This window comes from Actinomadura kijaniata (genome assembly GCF_014138665.1).
Lineage (GTDB): Bacteria > Actinomycetota > Actinomycetes > Streptosporangiales > Streptosporangiaceae > Spirillospora > Spirillospora kijaniata.
In genome coordinates this window covers 281,711-297,927 of record NZ_JACJIA010000012.1, presented here as the reverse complement: position 1 = coordinate 297,927, position 16,217 = coordinate 281,711, and the positions used below count along the sequence as shown (strand labels likewise).

The following is a 16,217-nucleotide window of genomic DNA, read 5'->3' as shown; positions in this document are numbered from 1 at the left end:
TCGACTTGCATGTGTTAAGCACGCCGCCAGCGTTCGTCCTGAGCCAGGATCAAACTCTCCATTAAGGTCTCGCAGACAACCCGGGGGCGAACCCGGGCCGCCAAACCTTCATGGGAATGAATCCCGACAATGAGACCCCTAAGGGTCTCGTTGCCTCAAAGAAATCCCTGTCGACTCCCGAAAGAGCCGGACGGGGCGATCAGAACCTTGCCTGATCGATAAAGGCACTGGCTTTTAACACGCTGTTGAGTTCTCAAGAAACGGACACCCACCGCGCTCGATCCGCTCGCGCGTCTCTCGCTCCGGGGCGACTCGCTTTACGTTATCAGTTCCGGCCGGTCTGTCAATTTCACCGGTCTTCCCCGATTTCGCCCTTTCGGTTTCCCGTTTCCGGGTCCCGTTCGGGCGATGTCTCTATTTCACCAGAACCATCCGACTTTGCAAAATCGGGCGTTTCCGTGGAACGGAGATCCCACCGGCAGCACCCAGCGCACGGTCGAGACCGTGTGCGTGGTTCTTCGGTGGTTCCCCTCGGGTCGGCCGCTGTTTCCAGCGTCCCGCTCCCCGTGGGGCGGAGAGAACATTATGCCCACGCGCGCACCGCGTCAAACCAAACCGGGAAACCCGTGGCGACGTGTCGCGGGGGCATGCTCGCCGCATCCGCTCCTTGGGAGCTTGACCTGCGGCGATGTTCTTCGTTGGTGGTCGTCGTCCGTGCCGACGGCGATGCCGTCGAAAGCTACAACAGGGGGCGTGTCGGATCTGTTCCCGGTTCGGGGACGAAGTACCGCGCGGCGGGCGCCCGCCGCGCGATCGGCGTCCGGGTCAGCTCCAGGTGGCTCCGGCGGGTTCGCGGACCGTGGTGTTGAGGCGGTTGAAGAAGTTCGTCATGGAGATCCACAGGATCAGGCCGGAGAGCTGCTTCTCGTCGAAGTGGTCGGCGGCCTCGTCCCACAGTTCGTCGGAGACGGCGTCGGGGCGGTCGGCGAGGCGGGTCATCGCCTCGGCCAGGGCCAGGGCGGCGCGTTCGGCGTCGGTGAAGTAGGGGGCCTCGCGCCAGGCGGCCACGGACCACATGCGCTCGTCGCTGGTCCCGGCCTTCCTGAGGTTGCGGCCGCCGGCGTCCACGCAGGCGGCGCAGCCGTTGATCTGGCTGGCGCGCAGGTGGACCAGTTCCAGGAGCTCCGGGTCGAGGCCGCTCTGGTAGGCGGCCTTGTAGAGGCCCTGGATCGGCTTCATGGCGTCGAGGACCATCACCGGGTTCTTCATGCGGGCTTCCATCGTCGCTGCTCCCTCGGGGTTCGGTTGCTCTCACTGCATTGACGGGCCCCGGCGCGGAAGTGTGACCGCGGGGAGAGGATTTTTCCGTGGCGGTTCCGCGGGGACGTCGGTAGCGTTCGCGGTCGCTGTCGAGCTGCGGAAAGGCGGTGTCCCCGGTGAGTGGTCCGCGTACGACCACGTTGTGGCGGCCGACCGGGCCGGAGGAGTTGGAGCTGGTGCGGGAGCTGGAGTGGCGGGCCTGGCCGCCGCGGCTGCCCGAGCAGCCGATCTTCTATCCGGTGCTGAACGAGGAGTACGCCATCAAGATCGCGCGGGACTGGAACGTGCCGCACAGCGGGGTGGGGTACGTGACGCGGTTCGAGGTGGAGAGCGGGTTCCTGGAGCGCTATCCGGTGCGGCAGGCCGGTGGGCGGACGATCCTGGAGCTGTGGGTGCCCGCCGAGGAGCTGGCGGAGTTCAACGCGCACATCGTCGGCGCCATCGAGGTCGTGCACGAGTTCCGGTGACGGCCGGGCCGTCCGCTACGGTCGCCGGATGGGACGACATGTGCCGTTCACCGGTGATGAGAAGGAAAGCCTCTGGGCCAGCCTCCAGCGGCAGCGCGACGTGACGTTGGGGAAGCTGGAGGGGCTCGACGACGAGCAGGTGCGGCGGGCGGTCGTGCCGTCCGGGACGAACCTGCTGGGGCTGGTGAAGCATCTGGCGGCCGTGGAGTACTCCTGGTTCTGCGAGCCGTTCGGGCGGGAGACCGAGCCGTTGCCGTTCGATTCCGAGGACGAGAACGCGGACCTGCGGGTGCGGCCCGACGAGACGACCGCGGACATCGTGGCGTTCCACGGGCGGGCGCGGGCCGCGGCGGACGAGATGATCGGTGAGCTCGGGCTCGACGACACCGGGACGGCGTGGTCCGGGGAGACCGTGACGTTGCGGTGGCTGCTCATCCACATGATCGAGGAGACGGCGCGGCACGCCGGGCACATGGACGTCCTGCGCGAGCTGATCGACGGGGCGACCGGCGACCCGCCGTCCCGTTGATCAGCGGGTCTCCCGGGCCCTCTCCCATTCGACGATCGTGGGCACGCCCTCGCCGAGCATCCGGTGGGCGAGGTCCCTTTCCCGTTCGCGGGGCCGGACGCGGGTGAGCGGCGCGAACTCCTCGGGGAGGACGTCGAACGTGCCGAAGACCTGCTCCCCGGTGCGCATCCGGAGCAGCATGCCGCAGCGCAGGTGGCGGGGCGTGTCCGGCTTGGTGTGCCAGAAGAGCGGCAGCAGGTGGTGGACGCCGTCGGCGGCGACGTGGGCGGCGATCCGTTCCGGGGACAGGCGCGCGTTGAGCCGGAGGCGTTCGCCGGTCCTTCCCAGTTCCGTGAGCGTGACGGTGTCGATCTCCTTGACCTCGTGGGGCACGTCGTACCTGTCGTCGCTCATGGGGTTCCTTCCGCTGTCTGGATAATGCGGGGTGTGGAGCTTCGTCCGGAACTGTCGCCGCCCCCGGTGCCCCCCGAACGGCTCGGGGAGATCTCGGCGTGGATCGAACGGATCGAGCGGTCGGTCGCCGGCGGGGAGCCGGTGGCGGAGGAGATCGGGGCGTTCAACGCGGCCACCGGGCACCGGTACGGGGTGTTCGACTTCGCGACGTACCGGGGGGCGCGGACTCTGGAGGAGTTCGCGCTGGAGGCGGCGCGGCCCGCGCATCCCCGGGTGCCGGACGTCACCCGGGCGGAGCTGGTCGAGATCGTTCGGCGGGTGCTGGACGGGGATCCGGAGACCGGGTACTACCTGCTGGTCCTGGACGCCGGCGTCGCCCGGCGGGACGCCGCCGATCTGATCTTCCATCCGCCGCCCGGGCTGGAGGGCGCCCCGGCCGGGGAGATCGTGGACGCGATCCTGGCGTACCGCCCGTTCTCCCTGTGAGGGCGCGGGGCCGCGGTCCCCTGGCAGCGGCGGTCCACGCCGGACAGGTCGAGGCGGGTCTCCGCGAACGGGGCCGAGGACGCGGGGTCAGGGCTTGGCGAGGAAGCCGCCGACGAACAGGACCGCCTCGGCCACGACCCACAGCAGGGCGGAGGCGGCCAGCACGCTGTCGAGGCGGTCCGGGCGGCGGCGGATGGCGGGGGCGGCCCAGGCGGCGACGCCCAGGGCCGCGGCGCCCAGCGCCGGCAGGAACGAGATCAGGACCGCGACGTCGTAGTGGTCGGCGCAGACCGCGTCGCGCTGCTCGGGGTCGCCGCAGAACGCCGTGGTCCCCCAGCCGCCGAACGCCGACAGCAGCCACAGCACGGCCAGCAGGACATTGGCGATCGTCGGCAGGGCCGGTGAGATCCACCAGCCGTTCGGGCGTCCGGGCACGGCCTGCACGCAACGGACGGTACCTCGCGACCCCCCGGTCCTGAAAGGGCCCTTCGTCAACGCGTCCGGAAGGTTCGGTTATGCCCCGTGGGTAGGGTCGGGCGCGTGGGGAAGGTCATCGACAAGGTCGCCTGGGTGCGCGTGGACGGCGGGCGGGTGCTGGCGGTCCGGTCGCACGGCAGGGAGCTGTTCTATCTGCCCGGCGGCAAGCGGGAGGCCGGGGAGGACGACGCCGCGACGCTGGCCCGGGAGGTCCGGGAGGAGCTGGGCGTCGAGCTGGTGGGCCCGCCCGTGCACGTGGGCACGTGGGAGGCCCCGGCGGACGGCCGCGGCGGCGGGGTGACGGTGCGGATGGCCTGCTACACCGCCGACCACCGGGGAACGCCGCGCGCCGCCGCCGAGATCGCCGAGATCGCCTGGCTGGGCCACGGCGACCGGGAACGCGTCTCGGCGGCGACCCGGCTGGTCCTGGACGCCCTGCGGGAGTCCGGCGGGATCGGCTGAGCCCCGGTCAGGTCAGGTCCTTCGACTCGTGCAGGGTCATGTCCATCACGATCGCGGTGAGCACGGCGAACGTGCGCAGCGGCTCCGGCACCGGGTCGTTGATCTCGACGGTGTACTTGTCGGCGGTGGTCAGCAGGTGGGTGGCGATCCCGGCGAACTTCTTGCGGACGTGGGCGACGGCCGTTCCGCTCGTGTCGGTGACGGTGAAGTTGCGGCGCGCCACGTCCCCGGCGATCTCGCCGACCTTCGTGCCGCCGGGGTCGCGCAGCAGGTAGCGGCGGGCGATGCGTTCGGTGTTGACGGTGCCGAGCGTCTCGCCGTCGGCGTCGTGCAGCGTGGTCAGCATGCGGCCCGCGCGCTTGGCGATCACCAGCAGGGGTTCGCCGCCGGGGTCGGTCACGTCGACGACGCGGGCGTCCAGCTCGGACTTGCCGGGGAACACCTTCTTCAGGTGCTCCAGGCGGTTGCCCTCCTGGGGTTCGGCGGCCTGTGCCAGCAGCGTTCCGTCCTCGGTGAGGATCTTGTAGCGGGTCCGGGCGAACGGGCCGCGGCGCGGCTGCTCGACCCGGAACGACGAGGCGGTGAACAGGTCGGTCACGATGGGGTCCCGTCGGTCGGGGAAATCGGGGTGGCTCGGGCCGGTCAGGGCGTGAAGTCCTTCTCCTCGTAGTGCATCATGTCGACCGCGATGGCGGCCGTCACCACGAGGGTGCGCAGCGGTTCGGGCAGCGGCGCGCGGACCTCGGTGGTGTAGCGGTCGGCGGTGGTGAGGACCTCCTTGCCGAGGCCGGCCCACTTCTTGTCCACCTGCGCCACGTGCTGCCCGTAGCCGTCCAGCACCTGGAACCTGCGGCCCAGGCGGTTGCCCTTCAGCTCCCCGACGGCGTTCCCGGCGGCGTCGAGCAGGGAGTAGCGGAACGCGTAGCGGTTCTGCCGGAACCAGCCGATCAGGCGGCCGTCCGGGAGCAGGACGGAGGTGTCGGTGTCGTAGCCGCGGTTGGCGATGACGAGGACCGGGGTCCCCTGCGGGTCGCGGACCTGCACGGTGCGCGGGTAGACGCCGATGCCGCCGAACACCACGCGGGAGATCTGCTTGCGGATCGGCACGTCCTCCTCGGCGGCCTCGGCGAGCACCGTGCCCTGCCCGTCGCGGACGGTGTACCGCGACTTGGCGGCGGGCAGGCGGGGCGGCTGCTCGGTCTGCAGCACGGGGGCGGTGAACAGGGTGTGCATTCGCTGATATATAGCGCAAGAGGGGCGGTTCCCGTGGGAACCGCCCCTCCTGGGCGTCACTGCTGTGGACTGCTCCGATCAGGTGATCAGAAGTCCATGCCGCCGTCGCCGCCCGGCATGGCCGGGGCGGCGTTCTTCTCCGGCTTCTCGGCGATGACGGCCTCGGTGGTGAGGAACAGGGCCGCGATCGACGAGGCGTTCTGGAGAGCGGAGCGGGTGACCTTGGCGGGGTCGATGATGCCCGTCTCGAACATGTCGACGTACTCGCCGGTGGCGGCGTTGAGGCCCTGGCCCGGGGTCAGGTTGCGGACCTTCTCCACCACGACGCCGCCCTCAAGGCCGGCGTTGACGGCGATCTGCTTCAGCGGCTCCTCCAGGGCGCGCTTGACGATGTTGGCGCCGGTGGCCTCGTCGCCGGGCAGCTCCAGCTTGTCGAAGGCCTTGGTGCCCGCCTGGAGCAGCGCCACGCCGCCGCCGGGGACGATGCCCTCCTCGACGGCCGCCTTGGCGTTGCGGACGGCGTCCTCGATGCGGTGCTTGCGCTCCTTGAGCTCCACCTCGGTGGCCGCGCCGGCCTTGATGACGGCCACGCCGCCGGCCAGCTTGGCCAGACGCTCCTGGAGCTTCTCGCGGTCGTAGTCGGAGTCGGTGTTCTCGATCTCGGTGCGGATCTGGTTGACCCGGCCCGCGATCTCGTTGGCGTCACCGGCGCCGTCCACGATGGTGGTCTCGTCCTTGGCCACCACGACCTTGCGGGCGCGGCCCAGCATGTCGAGGGTGGTGGACTCCAGCTTGAGGCCGACCTCCTCGGAGATGACCTGGCCGCCGGTCAGGGTGGCGATGTCGCCGAGCATGGCCTTGCGGCGGTCGCCGAAGCCCGGGGCCTTGACGGCCACGGACTTGAAGATCCCGCGGATCTTGTTGACGACCAGGGTGGCCAGGGCCTCGCCCTCGACGTCCTCGGCGATGATCAGCAGCGGCTTGCCGGACTGCATGACGGCCTCCAGGACCGGCAGCATGTCCTTGTTGGCGGAGACCTTGCCCTGGACGATCAGCAGGTAGGGGTCCTCCAGGACCGCTTCCATGCGCTCGGGGTCGGTGACGAAGTAGGGCGAGATGTAGCCCTTGTCGAAGCGCATGCCCTCGGTGAGCTCCAGCTCCAGCCCGAAGGTGTTGCTCTCCTCGACGGTGATGACGCCTTCCTTGCCGACCTTGTCCATCGCCTCGGCGATCATCTCGCCGATCTGGACGTCACCGGCCGAGATGGAGGCCGTGGAGGCGATCTGCTCCTTGGTCTCCACGTCCTTGGCGAGCTTGGACAGCTCCTCCGAGACGCGCTCGACGGCGGCCTCGATGCCCTTCTTCAGGGACATGGGGTTGGCGCCGGCGGCGACGTTGCGCAGGCCCTCGCGGACCAGGGCCTGGGCCAGCACGGTGGCGGTGGTGGTGCCGTCACCGGCCACGTCGTCGGTCTTCTTGGCTACTTCCTTGACCAGCTCGGCGCCGATCTTCTCCCAGGCGTCCTCGAGCTCGATCTCCTTGGCGATGGACACACCGTCGTTGGTGATGGTGGGGGCGCCCCACTTCTTCTCCAGCACGACGTTGCGGCCCTTGGGGCCAAGGGTGACCTTGACGGCGTCAGCGAGCTGGTTCATGCCGCGCTCGAGACCGCGCCGGGCCTCCTCGTCAAACGCGATCATCTTTGCAGCCATAGGGGCTCCAGTCCTTCCGGAACAGGTGGCCTTGAACGGATCGAGCCGACGCCCGCGACGGACGGTCCCCCTCCGGCGGCATCCATTCCGCCGACGGCTGGAGACCTCATCGTCCCGATCCGGACTGTGGACTTGTCACTCTCCACAGCAGAGTGCCAATGGTTTGTTTAGCACTCTACCCGGACGAGTGCAAGCGGATGGCCTCTCTTCCGAGGTCAGAGGTCGGTGTCCCGCCGTGGTGGTCTCCCCGTCCGCGCCTGGGCGGCCGGAGGGGGTCATGCCCGGCCGGGATGATCGGCAATCGTGGTTCCCTCGCTGGTCAGCGGGGCGGCGGGGCGGGACCGCGCGGGTAGCATGCCCTGGGACCAAGCGCGGAGGGACTGTTGAGCGATGCGGGGGGCGTGCCGAGCCCGGTCCAGGAGATGCTGGACGAGCTGCACACGCGGGTGCGGGACGTCGACGCCGGCGAGGTCGCGACGTACATCCCGGCGCTCGGCAAGGCCGATCCGGCGCTGTTCGGGCTGGCGCTGGCGACCCAGGACGGGCACGTCTACACCGCCGGGGACGCGGACACCGGGTTCACGATCCAGTCGGTGTCCAAGCCGTTCGTGTACGCGCTCGCCCTGCACGACCGGGGCCTGAACGCCGTCCTGCGGCGGGTCGGGGTCGAGCCGACCGGCGAGGGCTTCGACGCGCTGCGGCTGGAGGCCGGAACCGGACGGCCGCTCAACCCCATGGTCAACGCCGGGGCGGTCGTCACCGCGTCGCTGGTGGACGGCGACGATCACGGCCAGCGGTTCCAGCGGATCATCGACGGGCTGTCCGCGTTCGCGGGCCGCGAACTGCGGCTGGACCACGAGGTGCTGGCCTCGGAGGAGCGCACCGGCGACCACAACCGCGCCCTCGGGTACCTGCTGCGCAACGCCGGGGCGCTGCGGGGCGACGTCAACGAGGCCGTCGGCGTCTACTTCCGGCAGTGCTCGATCGTCGTGACCGCCCGCGACCTGGCCGTCATGGCGGTCACCCTGGCGGCCGGGGGCGTCAACCCGGTCACCGGGCGGCGGGTCGTCGGCGCCGACACCTGCGAGCACGTCCTGGCCGTCATGGCGACGTCGGGCACCTACGACTTCGCGGGCGAGTGGCTGCTGCGCACCGGCCTGCCCGCCAAGAGCGGGGTGTCGGGCGGCCTGGTGGCGGCGCTGCCGTCGCAGCTCGGCATCGGCGTCTACAGCCCGCCGCTGGACCGGCGCGGCACCAGCGTCCGCGCCATCGCCGCGTGCCAGGAGCTGTCGGCGCGGTTCGGGCTGCACCTGATGCGGCCCGCGCAGCGCACCACGCCGGTGCTGCACCGGCTGCTGCGCGGCGACGCGGTCTCCTCGCACCGCACCCGGCGGCACCTGGAGCGCGAGGCGCTGCGCCGGGACGGCCGGGCGATCCTGGCCTGCGAACTCCAGGGCGACCTGGGGTTCACAGGCGCGGACACCGCCATCCGCGCGATCACCGACGAGCTGGACGGGGTGCGCTGGCTGGTGCTGGACCTGCACCGCGTCAACCGCATGGAGCCCGTCGCGGTGAACCTGCTGGACGGCTTCGCCGCCCGGCTGCGCGGGCGGGGCGTCGCGACGGTGGTGGCCGCCGACGCCGGGAGCGGCCCGCTGGCGGCGGCCGAGGCGTCGTTCGCGTCGCTGGACGAGGCGCTGGAGCACTGCGAGGACGCGCTGGTCGCGGCGGGGCGGTCCGCGCGGCTGGATCCGGACGCGGCGGTCCCGCCGGAGGAGCAGGACATCCTGCGCGACCTGCCCGCCGAGATGCTGGACGCGCTGACGCCGCTGCTGGAGGAGCGCCGCCTGGCCAGAGGGCAGGTGCTGTTCGACCCGGGCGCGGCGCCGGACGAGGGCGCGGCATCGGACGAGACGCTGTACTTCGTGGTGTCGGGCGGCCTGGTCGCGCAGGTGATGGCGGGCGACCCGCCCGAGCCGGTGCGGATCGCGTCGATGGGGCCGGGAACGGCCGTCACGAAGCTGGTCCTCGGCGACGACCGGATCGCCTACCGGGTCGTCGCCGACGAGCCCACGGTCGCGCGGGTGCTCACGGCCGCGGCCGTGAAACGCCTGGAGGACACCCATCCGCAGATCGTGGAGGCGCTGCACTGGGCGATGGCGCGCCATCTGGCAGCCCGGCTGCGGCAGGCCGACGCGCGGAACCAGGCGATGATCGGTTCGGACGCCCGGCGCGGCGACTGACCCGGCGGGCCGTCAGGTGGGCCGTCAGGCGGGACGGACCATGTCGGCCTGCGGGCCCCGGTCGCTCTGGGTGATCTCGAACTCGACGCGCTGCCCCTGTTCGAGACTGCGGTACCCGTCCGTCTGGATGGCCGAGTAGTGGACGAACACGTCCCGGCCGCCGTCCACCGCGATGAAGCCGTAGCCCTTCTCCGCGTTGAACCACTTGACAGTGCCTTGCGCCATATCGAACCTGCCGCTCGTCCGTGGCCGGGAGGAGCCACGGCTGGTGCTTCGCGGGCCCGCCCCTGCTAACGCGGGGCCCGCCGACCGCCGTCCGTGGTCCCCTCGGCCCCGGGGTACGGGCCGTGGCGGGGCGGACCAGGCGTGATCGGGCTCGACCATATAGGCGGTGCGGTGGGGGCGGCAGGCCCTAGAAGGACAGACCTGACGGCCGGTAACGGTCATCATGGGCCGTCCCGACCAGGGGAAGGATCTCCCTTTCGAGACGGCGCGGCACCGGCTGCCCGTACCTGGTCTCCAGCCGGTCGCGGGCCCGCAGGTAGCGCGTCGCCGCCTCCTCCAGCGACGACGGCACCTCCCGGACGCCGAGCGGCGCGAGCAGGTGCCCGCTCATCCGCAGCAGCTCGCCGCGCACCCGGTCGTTCATGCCGTGCCGCCGCTTGGCGACCAGGCCGAGCGTCCAGCACCAGAAGTGCACGTCGATCGCCGGGAGGGTGTCGGGCCCGACCCGCCACGGCGGGTTGGGGCGGCGCGCCACCTCCGGGAAGACCAGGTCCACCTTCACCGGGCCGGGCAGGACGACCAGGTAGCAGGCGTGGTCGCCGAGCGGGTCCCACTGGACGGCCACCGGGTCGTACGGCGCGACCAGCCGGGGCAGGTCGCCGGCGACCTCGCCGAAGTCCTCGACGCTGACGGCGAAGTCCCAGTCCGACAGTTCGGTGGCGGCGCGGAAGCCGTCGGGCGCCCGCGATCCGATCGGTTCGACGGCGCGCACCAGCGGGTGGTCCGCCACCGCCGCCGCGATCTCCTCCGCTGTTCCCATGCCAGGGCCCCTACCCCCGCCCATCAGGACAAAAGCCCCTTTTCCCGGCAATTGACAGGGGAAAAGGGGCCTGGTCCGGCCACACCCGGCCGCGGCGGGCGGCCGGGGCGGGAGCGGCCGGGCGGATCAGCCGCCGGCGACCGCCGGAATGATCGACACCTGCGTCCCGGCCGGGGTCGGGGTGTCCAGGCCGTCGGCGAACCGCACGTCCTCGTCGCCCACGTACACGTTCACGAACCGCCGGATCCTGCCGTTGTCGTCCAGGATCCGGGCGGAGATCCCGGAGTAGTTGGCCTCCAGGTCGGCCACGACGGCGCGCAGGGTGTCGCCCTCGGCCTTCACCTCCGCCTCGCCGCCGGTGTAGGTCCGCAGGATCGTCGGGATCCGCACAGACACGGTGCTCATGTTCGGTCCTTTCTCAGGCGATGCCCGCGGCGCGGAACGCCTCAAGCGACGGGGCGATGTTGGCGGTGGGGGCCACGACCGGCGCGACGGCGTCGAGGGTCTTCAGGCCGTCGCCGGAGTTGATGATCACGGTCTCGGCGCCCGGGTCCAGCCGCCCGCTCTCCACCAGCTTGCGCAGCACGCCGACGGTGACGCCGCCCGCGGTCTCGCCGAAGATCCCCTCGGTGCGGGCCAGCAGCCGGATGCCCTCGACGACCTGCTCGTCGGTGACGTCCTCGACCGCGCCGCCGGTGCGGCGGACGACGTCGAGCACGTAGGTGCCGTCGGCCGGGTTGCCGATGGCCAGGGACTTGGCGATGGTGTCGGGCTTGACCGGCCGGAAGACGTCCCAGCCGTTCTTGAACGCCGTCGCCACCGGGTCGCATCCGGCGGCCTGCGCGCCGTACACCTTGTAGGGCTTGTCCTCGACCAGGCCCAGCTTGATGAGCTCCTGGAACGCCTTGTCGATCTTGGTGAGCTGGGAGCCGGACGCCACCGGGACCACGATCTGGTCCGGCAGCCGCCAGCCGAGCTGCTCGGCGATCTCGTAGCCCAGGGTCTTGGAGCCCTCGGCGTAGTAGGGGCGGACGTTGACGTTCACGAACGCCCAGTCCTCCTGCTCGCCCGCGATCTCGGAGGCGAGCCGGTTGACGTCGTCGTAGTTGCCGTCCACGGTCACGAACGTGCCGCCGTACACGGCCGTCGTGATGATCTTCTGGGACTCCAGGTTCGACGGCACGAACACGGCGCTGCGGATCCCGGCGCGGGCCGCGGCGGCGGCGACGGCGTTGGCCAGGTTGCCGGTGGACGGGCAGGCCAGCACCTTGAAGCCCAGCTCGCGGGCGGCGGCCAGCGCGACGGCGACGACGCGGTCCTTGAACGAGTGCGTCGGGTTGCCCGAGTCGTCCTTCACCCACAGCCGCTGGAGGCCGAGCTCCTCGGCGAGCTGGTCGGCGCGGACCAGCCGGGTGAGGCCGGGCTCGGTGTTGGGCGTCTCGGCGACGTTCTCCGGAACCGGCAGCAGGCCGCGGTAGCGCCAGATGTTGCGCGGTCCCGCCTCGATGTCCGCCCGGGTGATCGCGCCGAAGTCGTAGGAGATCTCCAGCGGCCCGAAACACTCCTCACAGGCGTAGAACGGGCCGAGTTCGCGGACGTGACCGCATTCGCGGCAGCTGAGACCGGTCGCGGGTCCGAGATTCGTGGCAGGCGAGAATGCCATGGAGCGAGGCCTTTCCCCCATCTTTCCTGTGCCACCTTGGTCACAGGCCGGAGTTGGCACCACTTCCCGGTCGGCCTCGCAGGATCGCGAGAGCGCGCTTACCGGGCGGTTGCCGGGGCTTCGTAGGGCCGGTCCCTCCACCCCTCTGGATGAGCGATATGAAGTTGTGTGAGGGCTGAGCTGGAAGACCGGCCCGAGGCCACTGTGCTCCCTGCACCCCTCTGGATGAGCGATATGAAGTTGTGTGAGGGCTGAGCTGGAAGACCGGCCCGAGGCCACTGTGCTCCCTGCACCCCTCTGAATGAGCGATACGAAGTTATGTGACAAGCGTTATCACGCTGTCTGCGCTGAGATTACACGACCTGACCGTTTCGACGACAGGCGGTGTCCACTGTCTGAGACGCTACCCGGCTGTGGCCTCCCTCACGCCGTCGGATCGGCCGCGCGCCGTCGGCGCTGCCCGTTCGGGCTGGTCAGACGCTGGTCGGGGACGTGCGGAGCCTGGGTGGGGTCGAGGAACACGTGCCGGACGAGGGGCTCCTCCTCACGCAGCGTCCGGTCGATGTCCTCGGCGATGTCCTCGGCCTCGTCGGCGCTGATGGCGTCGGAGAAGTGGACCTTGGCGGCGACCAGCAGGGCGTCGGGCCCGAAGTGCATGGTGAACAGCTCGTCCACGCCGTCCACGCCGGGCGCCGAGGCGATCATGGCGCGGATGCGGCACTGGGTCGAGGTGTCGGCGGCGCGGCCGATGAGCAGCTCCTTGCTGTCGCGGCCGAGCACGATCGCGACCACGCCCAGCAGCAGCCCGATCAGGATCGACGCGATCCCGTCCCACACCACCGACCCGGTGATCTCGCGCAGCGTCAGCCCGGCCGCCGCCAGCGCCAGCCCGACCATCGCGGCGCTGTCCTCGAACAGCGCGGCCTTGAACGTCACGTCCGGCGTCTCGCGCACGTGCTCGACCAGGTTCCGGTCGATCCCGCGGGTCTCCCGGCGGGCCTGGGTGACCGCCCGCAGCCACGAGCCGCCCTCCAGCAGCAGCGCCAGCACCAGCACCGCGTACGCCAGCCGCACGTCGGCGTCGTCGGCCCGGCCGCCCCGGACGATCGTCTCGACGCCCTCGAAGATCGAGTAGCCCGCGCCCAGCACGAAGATCCCGAACGCGGCCAGCAGCGACCAGAAGTAGCGTTCGTTGCCGTAACCGAACGGGTGGCGGCGGTCGGCGGGCCGTTCGCTGCGCCGCAGCGACGCCAGCAGGAACCCCTGGTTCAGGGTGTCGGCGATCGAGTGCGCGCCCTCGGCGAGCATCGCGCTGGATCCGGCCAGCGCGCCGGCGATCAGTTTGGTGACCGCCAGGACCAGATTGGCCGCGCCCGCGATCATTACGGTCTTGGTCGTCTCTGCCCTGCTCACGCGGCCCCGGTACCCGGCGTTTCCGGCGCTAACCGCCCGGCCCCGCTGACCTCAGCCGACCTCTGGACCGGTACTTCGGCCCGCCCCTTAACCAGGGTCACTTTGATACGACCCGGTCTCGACTGAGAACCTTTGCGGTATGAGCCAAGTGCTGGTGGCGTCCAACCGCGGGCCGGTCGCCTTCGCGGTGTCCGACGACGGCGACCTCACGATGCGCCGCGGCGGCGGCGGCCTGGTGTCCGGGCTGGCCGCGGTGACCGGCGGGCCGGGCGACCCCGGCGCCGGCCGTCCCGTCGTGCCTCCCGCCGCCTCCCCCACCGCGCCCGCCGCCGCGTCCCCCGAGGTGCTGTGGGTGTGCGCGGCGCTCAGCGACGGCGACCGGCGGGCGGCGCGGCAGGCCCCCGACGGGCGCCTGGACCTGGCCGGGTACGACCTGGGCGGCGCGGCGGTGCGCATGCTGGACATCCCCGCCGACACCTTCCACCGCGCCTACAACGGCATCGCCAACTCGACGCTGTGGTTCGTCCACCACCTGCTCTACGACACCCCCAGCGCGCCGCACTTCGACGCGCGGTTCCGCCGCGAGTGGCAGTCCTACGAGGCCTACAACGCGGCGTTCGCCGACGCGCTCGCCCGCGACGCCGCGCCCGGCGCGAAGGCGGCGATCCAGGACTACCACCTGTCGCTGGCCCCGGCGATGCTGCGCGAGCGCCGCCCCGACCTGAAGATCGTCCACTTCTCGCACACCCCGTGGGCGCCGCCGGAGTACTACCGGCTGCTGCCCGACGACCTCGGCGTGCGGCTGCTGGAGGGCGTCCTGGGCGCCGACCACGCCGGGTTCCTGGCCGAACGCTGGGCCGAGGCGTTCCTGGACTGCTGCGAGCGGCTGCTGCCCGGCGCGAAGGTCGACCGGCACGCCCGCACCGTCACGCGCGCCGGCCACGTCACGCGGGTCGGCGTGCACGGGCTGGGCGTGGACGGGCCCGCGCTGCGGCGGCGGGCGGCCGGGCAGGACGTGGACGAACGCGCCGCGGCGCTGCGCGAGCAGGTCGGCGACCGCCGGCTGATCGTCCGGGTGGACCGGACCGAGCTGTCCAAGAACATCGTCCGGGGCCTGGCCGCCTACCGGGAGATGCTGGCCAACCATCCCGAGTGGCGGGGCCGGGTGGTGCACCTGGCGTTCGCCTACCCGTCGCGCACGGACCTGCGGGAGTACCGGGAGTACACCGACGCGGTGCGGCGGATGGCCGACCAGATCACGCAGGAGTTCGGCACGCCCGCCTGGGACCCGCTGATCCTCCAGGTCAACGACGACTATCCGCGTTCGCTGGCGGCGTTCCGGCTGGCGGACGTGCTGCTGGTGAACCCGATCCGCGACGGCATGAACCTGGTCGCCAAGGAGGGCCCGGTCGTGTCGGAGCAGGGCTGCGCGCTGGTCCTGTCGACGGAGGCGGGCGCGGCCTCGGAGCTGGCGGAGAACGCCCAGATGGTGAACCCCTACGACGTGTCGCAGACGGCGGAGGCGCTGCACCGGGCGCTGCTGCTCCCCCGCGACGAACGCGCCGAACGCTGCGCGAGGCTGGCCGAGTCGGCGATGGCGCTGCCGCCCCAGCGCTGGTTCGCCGACCAGCTCGCGGCCCTGGACTGACCCGCACCGCGGGTCACCGCGGGTCGAGGGGGAACCAGACGCGGGCCTTCACCCGGGTCTCCTTGCAGATGACGCGCAGCGGCCGGTAGGCGGCGCGGTTGATGAGCCCGTTGGCCGTGGTGGTGTCGCGGTAGAACTCCTCGGAGACCACGAGCCCGAGGTCGGCGCCGGAGCCGGTGAACGCCTCCCGGAACGCGGGCGCCTCCAGCAGCCGGAACAGGTGGACGAGGGGACGCCCGACGAGCCCGTGGGCGTCGCTCTGGATCCGCCCGGCGTGGACCGCCACCCGCATCCGGAGGTGCCCGACGCGGTTGGCGCGGCCGTTGGCGCGGCGCAGCAGCGCGGTGAGGTGGTGCGCCAGCGGGTCCAGGAACGCCGCCGTGGGCGCGTCGGGCGGCGCGATGATCAGCGCGCCGTCGCCGCGGTCCTCGTGCAGGCACTTCCACCAGGGCAGGCCGCTCATCGTGAAGGCGTCCGCCAGCAGCGCGTACATCTTCTCCCGCAGGTGGAGCTGGGCGTCGTCGTCGCGGAAGGCCGCCCCGAAGCCCTCGATGTCCGTCGCGACCAGGGTGGTGTGCAGGGTGCTGGGGATCAGCGGGGGGCGTTCCAGGGCGGCGGCGGAGTAGGGCAGGCGGACGGGCCGCCGGGCCTCGGTGCCGGGTGGGTCGAACGGGTCGAGCCGACCGGTCGCGTCGTCGCGGATGTCGTCGTCCAGGCCGTCGGCCATGGCTGGTCTCCATCGTTGTCGGTGAAGCGTCGTCAGGGGAACGCCGCCGGGCGTGACGGCACGGCGGGCGGCACGTCAGGTGCCCTTCCGGTCACACGCGGCGAACGGACTGTTCGAGAGTGGCGTTCACCCGGGACACACGCGGGCGTTTTTCGAGAACCGGATCAATCCGGATGTGACTGGACGGTAGGAATTGGCGCGGCGCCCGGGCCGCGGCGGACGCCCCGTCCGGCGAAGACATATTGATCATGGACTTGACCGGCATGTTCACCAGATCCGGGGGATCGGTGAAGCCGGATGCAACGGGATGTGGCGTAATGCACATACCCCGCCCGGCTCCGATGGGATCATGTCCGCGCAACTCCCGACATTCCCCATCATTTCGAGAACGAATCGGGG

The 16,217-nt window shown here is 71.3% G+C and carries 18 protein-coding genes, 1 rRNA gene and 1 riboswitch; of the genes, 6 read left to right on the top strand and 13 right to left on the bottom strand.

Translation table 11 applies throughout. The features are described from left to right. Positions 1–65: ribosomal RNA gene (locus tag HNR61_RS36500) — 16S ribosomal RNA — on the bottom strand; the annotation flags it as partial. Between the two features lie 760 nt (positions 66–825). After that, complete coding sequence (locus HNR61_RS36495) at positions 826–1,281, bottom strand: carboxymuconolactone decarboxylase family protein (protein WP_182847683.1); 456 nt, start codon at positions 1,279–1,281, stop codon at positions 826–828. Between the two features lie 155 nt (positions 1,282–1,436). Between HNR61_RS36495 and HNR61_RS36490 the strand changes: the two genes are divergently transcribed. Together HNR61_RS36490 and HNR61_RS36485 are read left to right on the top strand one after the other, a co-directional pair. Further along, complete coding sequence (locus HNR61_RS36490; RefSeq protein WP_182847682.1) at positions 1,437–1,787, top strand: hypothetical protein; 351 nt, start codon at positions 1,437–1,439, stop codon at positions 1,785–1,787. A gap of 28 nt (positions 1,788–1,815) precedes the next feature. After that, positions 1,816–2,316 (top strand): DinB family protein, encoded by a 501-nt coding sequence (locus HNR61_RS36485; RefSeq protein WP_182847681.1) that lies wholly within the window; start codon positions 1,816–1,818, stop codon positions 2,314–2,316. On the opposite strand, the gene HNR61_RS36480 is transcribed toward HNR61_RS36485, so the two are convergent. After that, a complete protein-coding gene (locus HNR61_RS36480; RefSeq protein WP_182847680.1) occupies positions 2,317–2,709 on the bottom strand; it encodes a hypothetical protein in 393 nt (130 codons plus the stop codon). Between the two features lie 33 nt (positions 2,710–2,742). Here HNR61_RS36480 and HNR61_RS36475 point away from each other — a divergent pair, with 33 nt between their 5' ends. Further along, positions 2,743–3,195, top strand: a complete 453-nt coding sequence (locus HNR61_RS36475) for a hypothetical protein (protein WP_182847679.1) — start codon at positions 2,743–2,745, stop codon at positions 3,193–3,195. Positions 3,196–3,282: 87 nt separating this feature from the next. Here the strand turns inward: HNR61_RS36475 and HNR61_RS36470 are convergent, their stop codons facing one another. After that, on the bottom strand, positions 3,283–3,639 hold the full coding sequence (locus HNR61_RS36470; RefSeq protein ID WP_182847678.1) for a hypothetical protein: 357 nt from the start codon (positions 3,637–3,639) through the stop codon (positions 3,283–3,285). 96 nt (positions 3,640–3,735) lie between these two features. Here HNR61_RS36470 and HNR61_RS36465 point away from each other — a divergent pair, with 96 nt between their 5' ends. Beyond that, positions 3,736–4,134, top strand: a complete 399-nt coding sequence (locus HNR61_RS36465) for an NUDIX hydrolase (protein WP_182847677.1) — start codon at positions 3,736–3,738, stop codon at positions 4,132–4,134. Positions 4,135–4,141: 7 nt separating this feature from the next. Here HNR61_RS36465 and HNR61_RS36460 read toward each other — a convergent pair whose 3' ends face one another. The 3 genes from HNR61_RS36460 to groL form a co-directional block, all read right to left on the bottom strand. Then, positions 4,142–4,732 carry an LURP-one-related family protein gene (locus tag HNR61_RS36460; protein WP_182847676.1) on the bottom strand — a complete coding sequence of 197 codons (591 nt, stop codon included), beginning with the start codon at positions 4,730–4,732 and terminating at the stop codon, positions 4,142–4,144. Between the two features lie 44 nt (positions 4,733–4,776). Further along, on the bottom strand, positions 4,777–5,367 hold the full coding sequence (locus HNR61_RS36455) for a phospholipid scramblase-related protein (protein WP_182847675.1): 591 nt from the start codon (positions 5,365–5,367) through the stop codon (positions 4,777–4,779). 86 nt (positions 5,368–5,453) lie between these two features. Then, on the bottom strand, positions 5,454–7,079 hold the full coding sequence (gene groL, locus HNR61_RS36450) for a chaperonin GroEL (protein WP_182847674.1): 1,626 nt from the start codon (positions 7,077–7,079) through the stop codon (positions 5,454–5,456). Between the two features lie 383 nt (positions 7,080–7,462). On the opposite strand from groL, the gene glsA reads away from it, so the two are divergent. Continuing rightward, positions 7,463–9,322: a glutaminase A gene (gene glsA / locus HNR61_RS36445; protein WP_220510213.1), complete on the top strand. Its 1,860-nt coding sequence runs from the start codon at positions 7,463–7,465 to the stop codon at positions 9,320–9,322. A gap of 24 nt (positions 9,323–9,346) precedes the next feature. Here glsA and HNR61_RS36440 read toward each other — a convergent pair whose 3' ends face one another. The 5 genes from HNR61_RS36440 to HNR61_RS36420 form a co-directional block, all read right to left on the bottom strand. Continuing rightward, complete coding sequence (locus HNR61_RS36440) at positions 9,347–9,547, bottom strand: cold-shock protein (protein WP_067833494.1); 201 nt, start codon at positions 9,545–9,547, stop codon at positions 9,347–9,349. Between the two features lie 187 nt (positions 9,548–9,734). Then, positions 9,735–10,367 (bottom strand): hypothetical protein, encoded by a 633-nt coding sequence (locus HNR61_RS36435; RefSeq protein WP_182847673.1) that lies wholly within the window; start codon positions 10,365–10,367, stop codon positions 9,735–9,737. A 126-nt stretch (positions 10,368–10,493) separates the two neighbouring features. Then, positions 10,494–10,772 (bottom strand): MoaD/ThiS family protein, encoded by a 279-nt coding sequence (locus tag HNR61_RS36430; protein ID WP_182847672.1) that lies wholly within the window; start codon positions 10,770–10,772, stop codon positions 10,494–10,496. Positions 10,773–10,785: 13 nt separating this feature from the next. Continuing rightward, on the bottom strand, positions 10,786–12,030 hold the full coding sequence (gene thrC / locus HNR61_RS36425; protein WP_067833486.1) for a threonine synthase: 1,245 nt from the start codon (positions 12,028–12,030) through the stop codon (positions 10,786–10,788). A 14-nt stretch (positions 12,031–12,044) separates the two neighbouring features. Continuing rightward, positions 12,045–12,186: riboswitch (SAM riboswitch) on the bottom strand. A gap of 267 nt (positions 12,187–12,453) precedes the next feature. Next, complete coding sequence (locus tag HNR61_RS36420; protein ID WP_220510212.1) at positions 12,454–13,443, bottom strand: cation diffusion facilitator family transporter; 990 nt, start codon at positions 13,441–13,443, stop codon at positions 12,454–12,456. Positions 13,444–13,582: 139 nt separating this feature from the next. Here HNR61_RS36420 and HNR61_RS36415 point away from each other — a divergent pair, with 139 nt between their 5' ends. Beyond that, a complete protein-coding gene (locus HNR61_RS36415) occupies positions 13,583–15,091 on the top strand; it encodes an alpha,alpha-trehalose-phosphate synthase (UDP-forming) (RefSeq protein WP_182847671.1) in 1,509 nt (502 codons plus the stop codon). A gap of 13 nt (positions 15,092–15,104) precedes the next feature. Here the strand turns inward: HNR61_RS36415 and HNR61_RS36410 are convergent, their stop codons facing one another. After that, positions 15,105–15,818, bottom strand: coding sequence for a nucleotidyl cyclase domain-containing protein (locus tag HNR61_RS36410; RefSeq protein ID WP_182847670.1), 714 nt, complete (start codon positions 15,816–15,818; stop codon positions 15,105–15,107). Positions 15,819–16,217 lie beyond the last annotated feature (399 nt).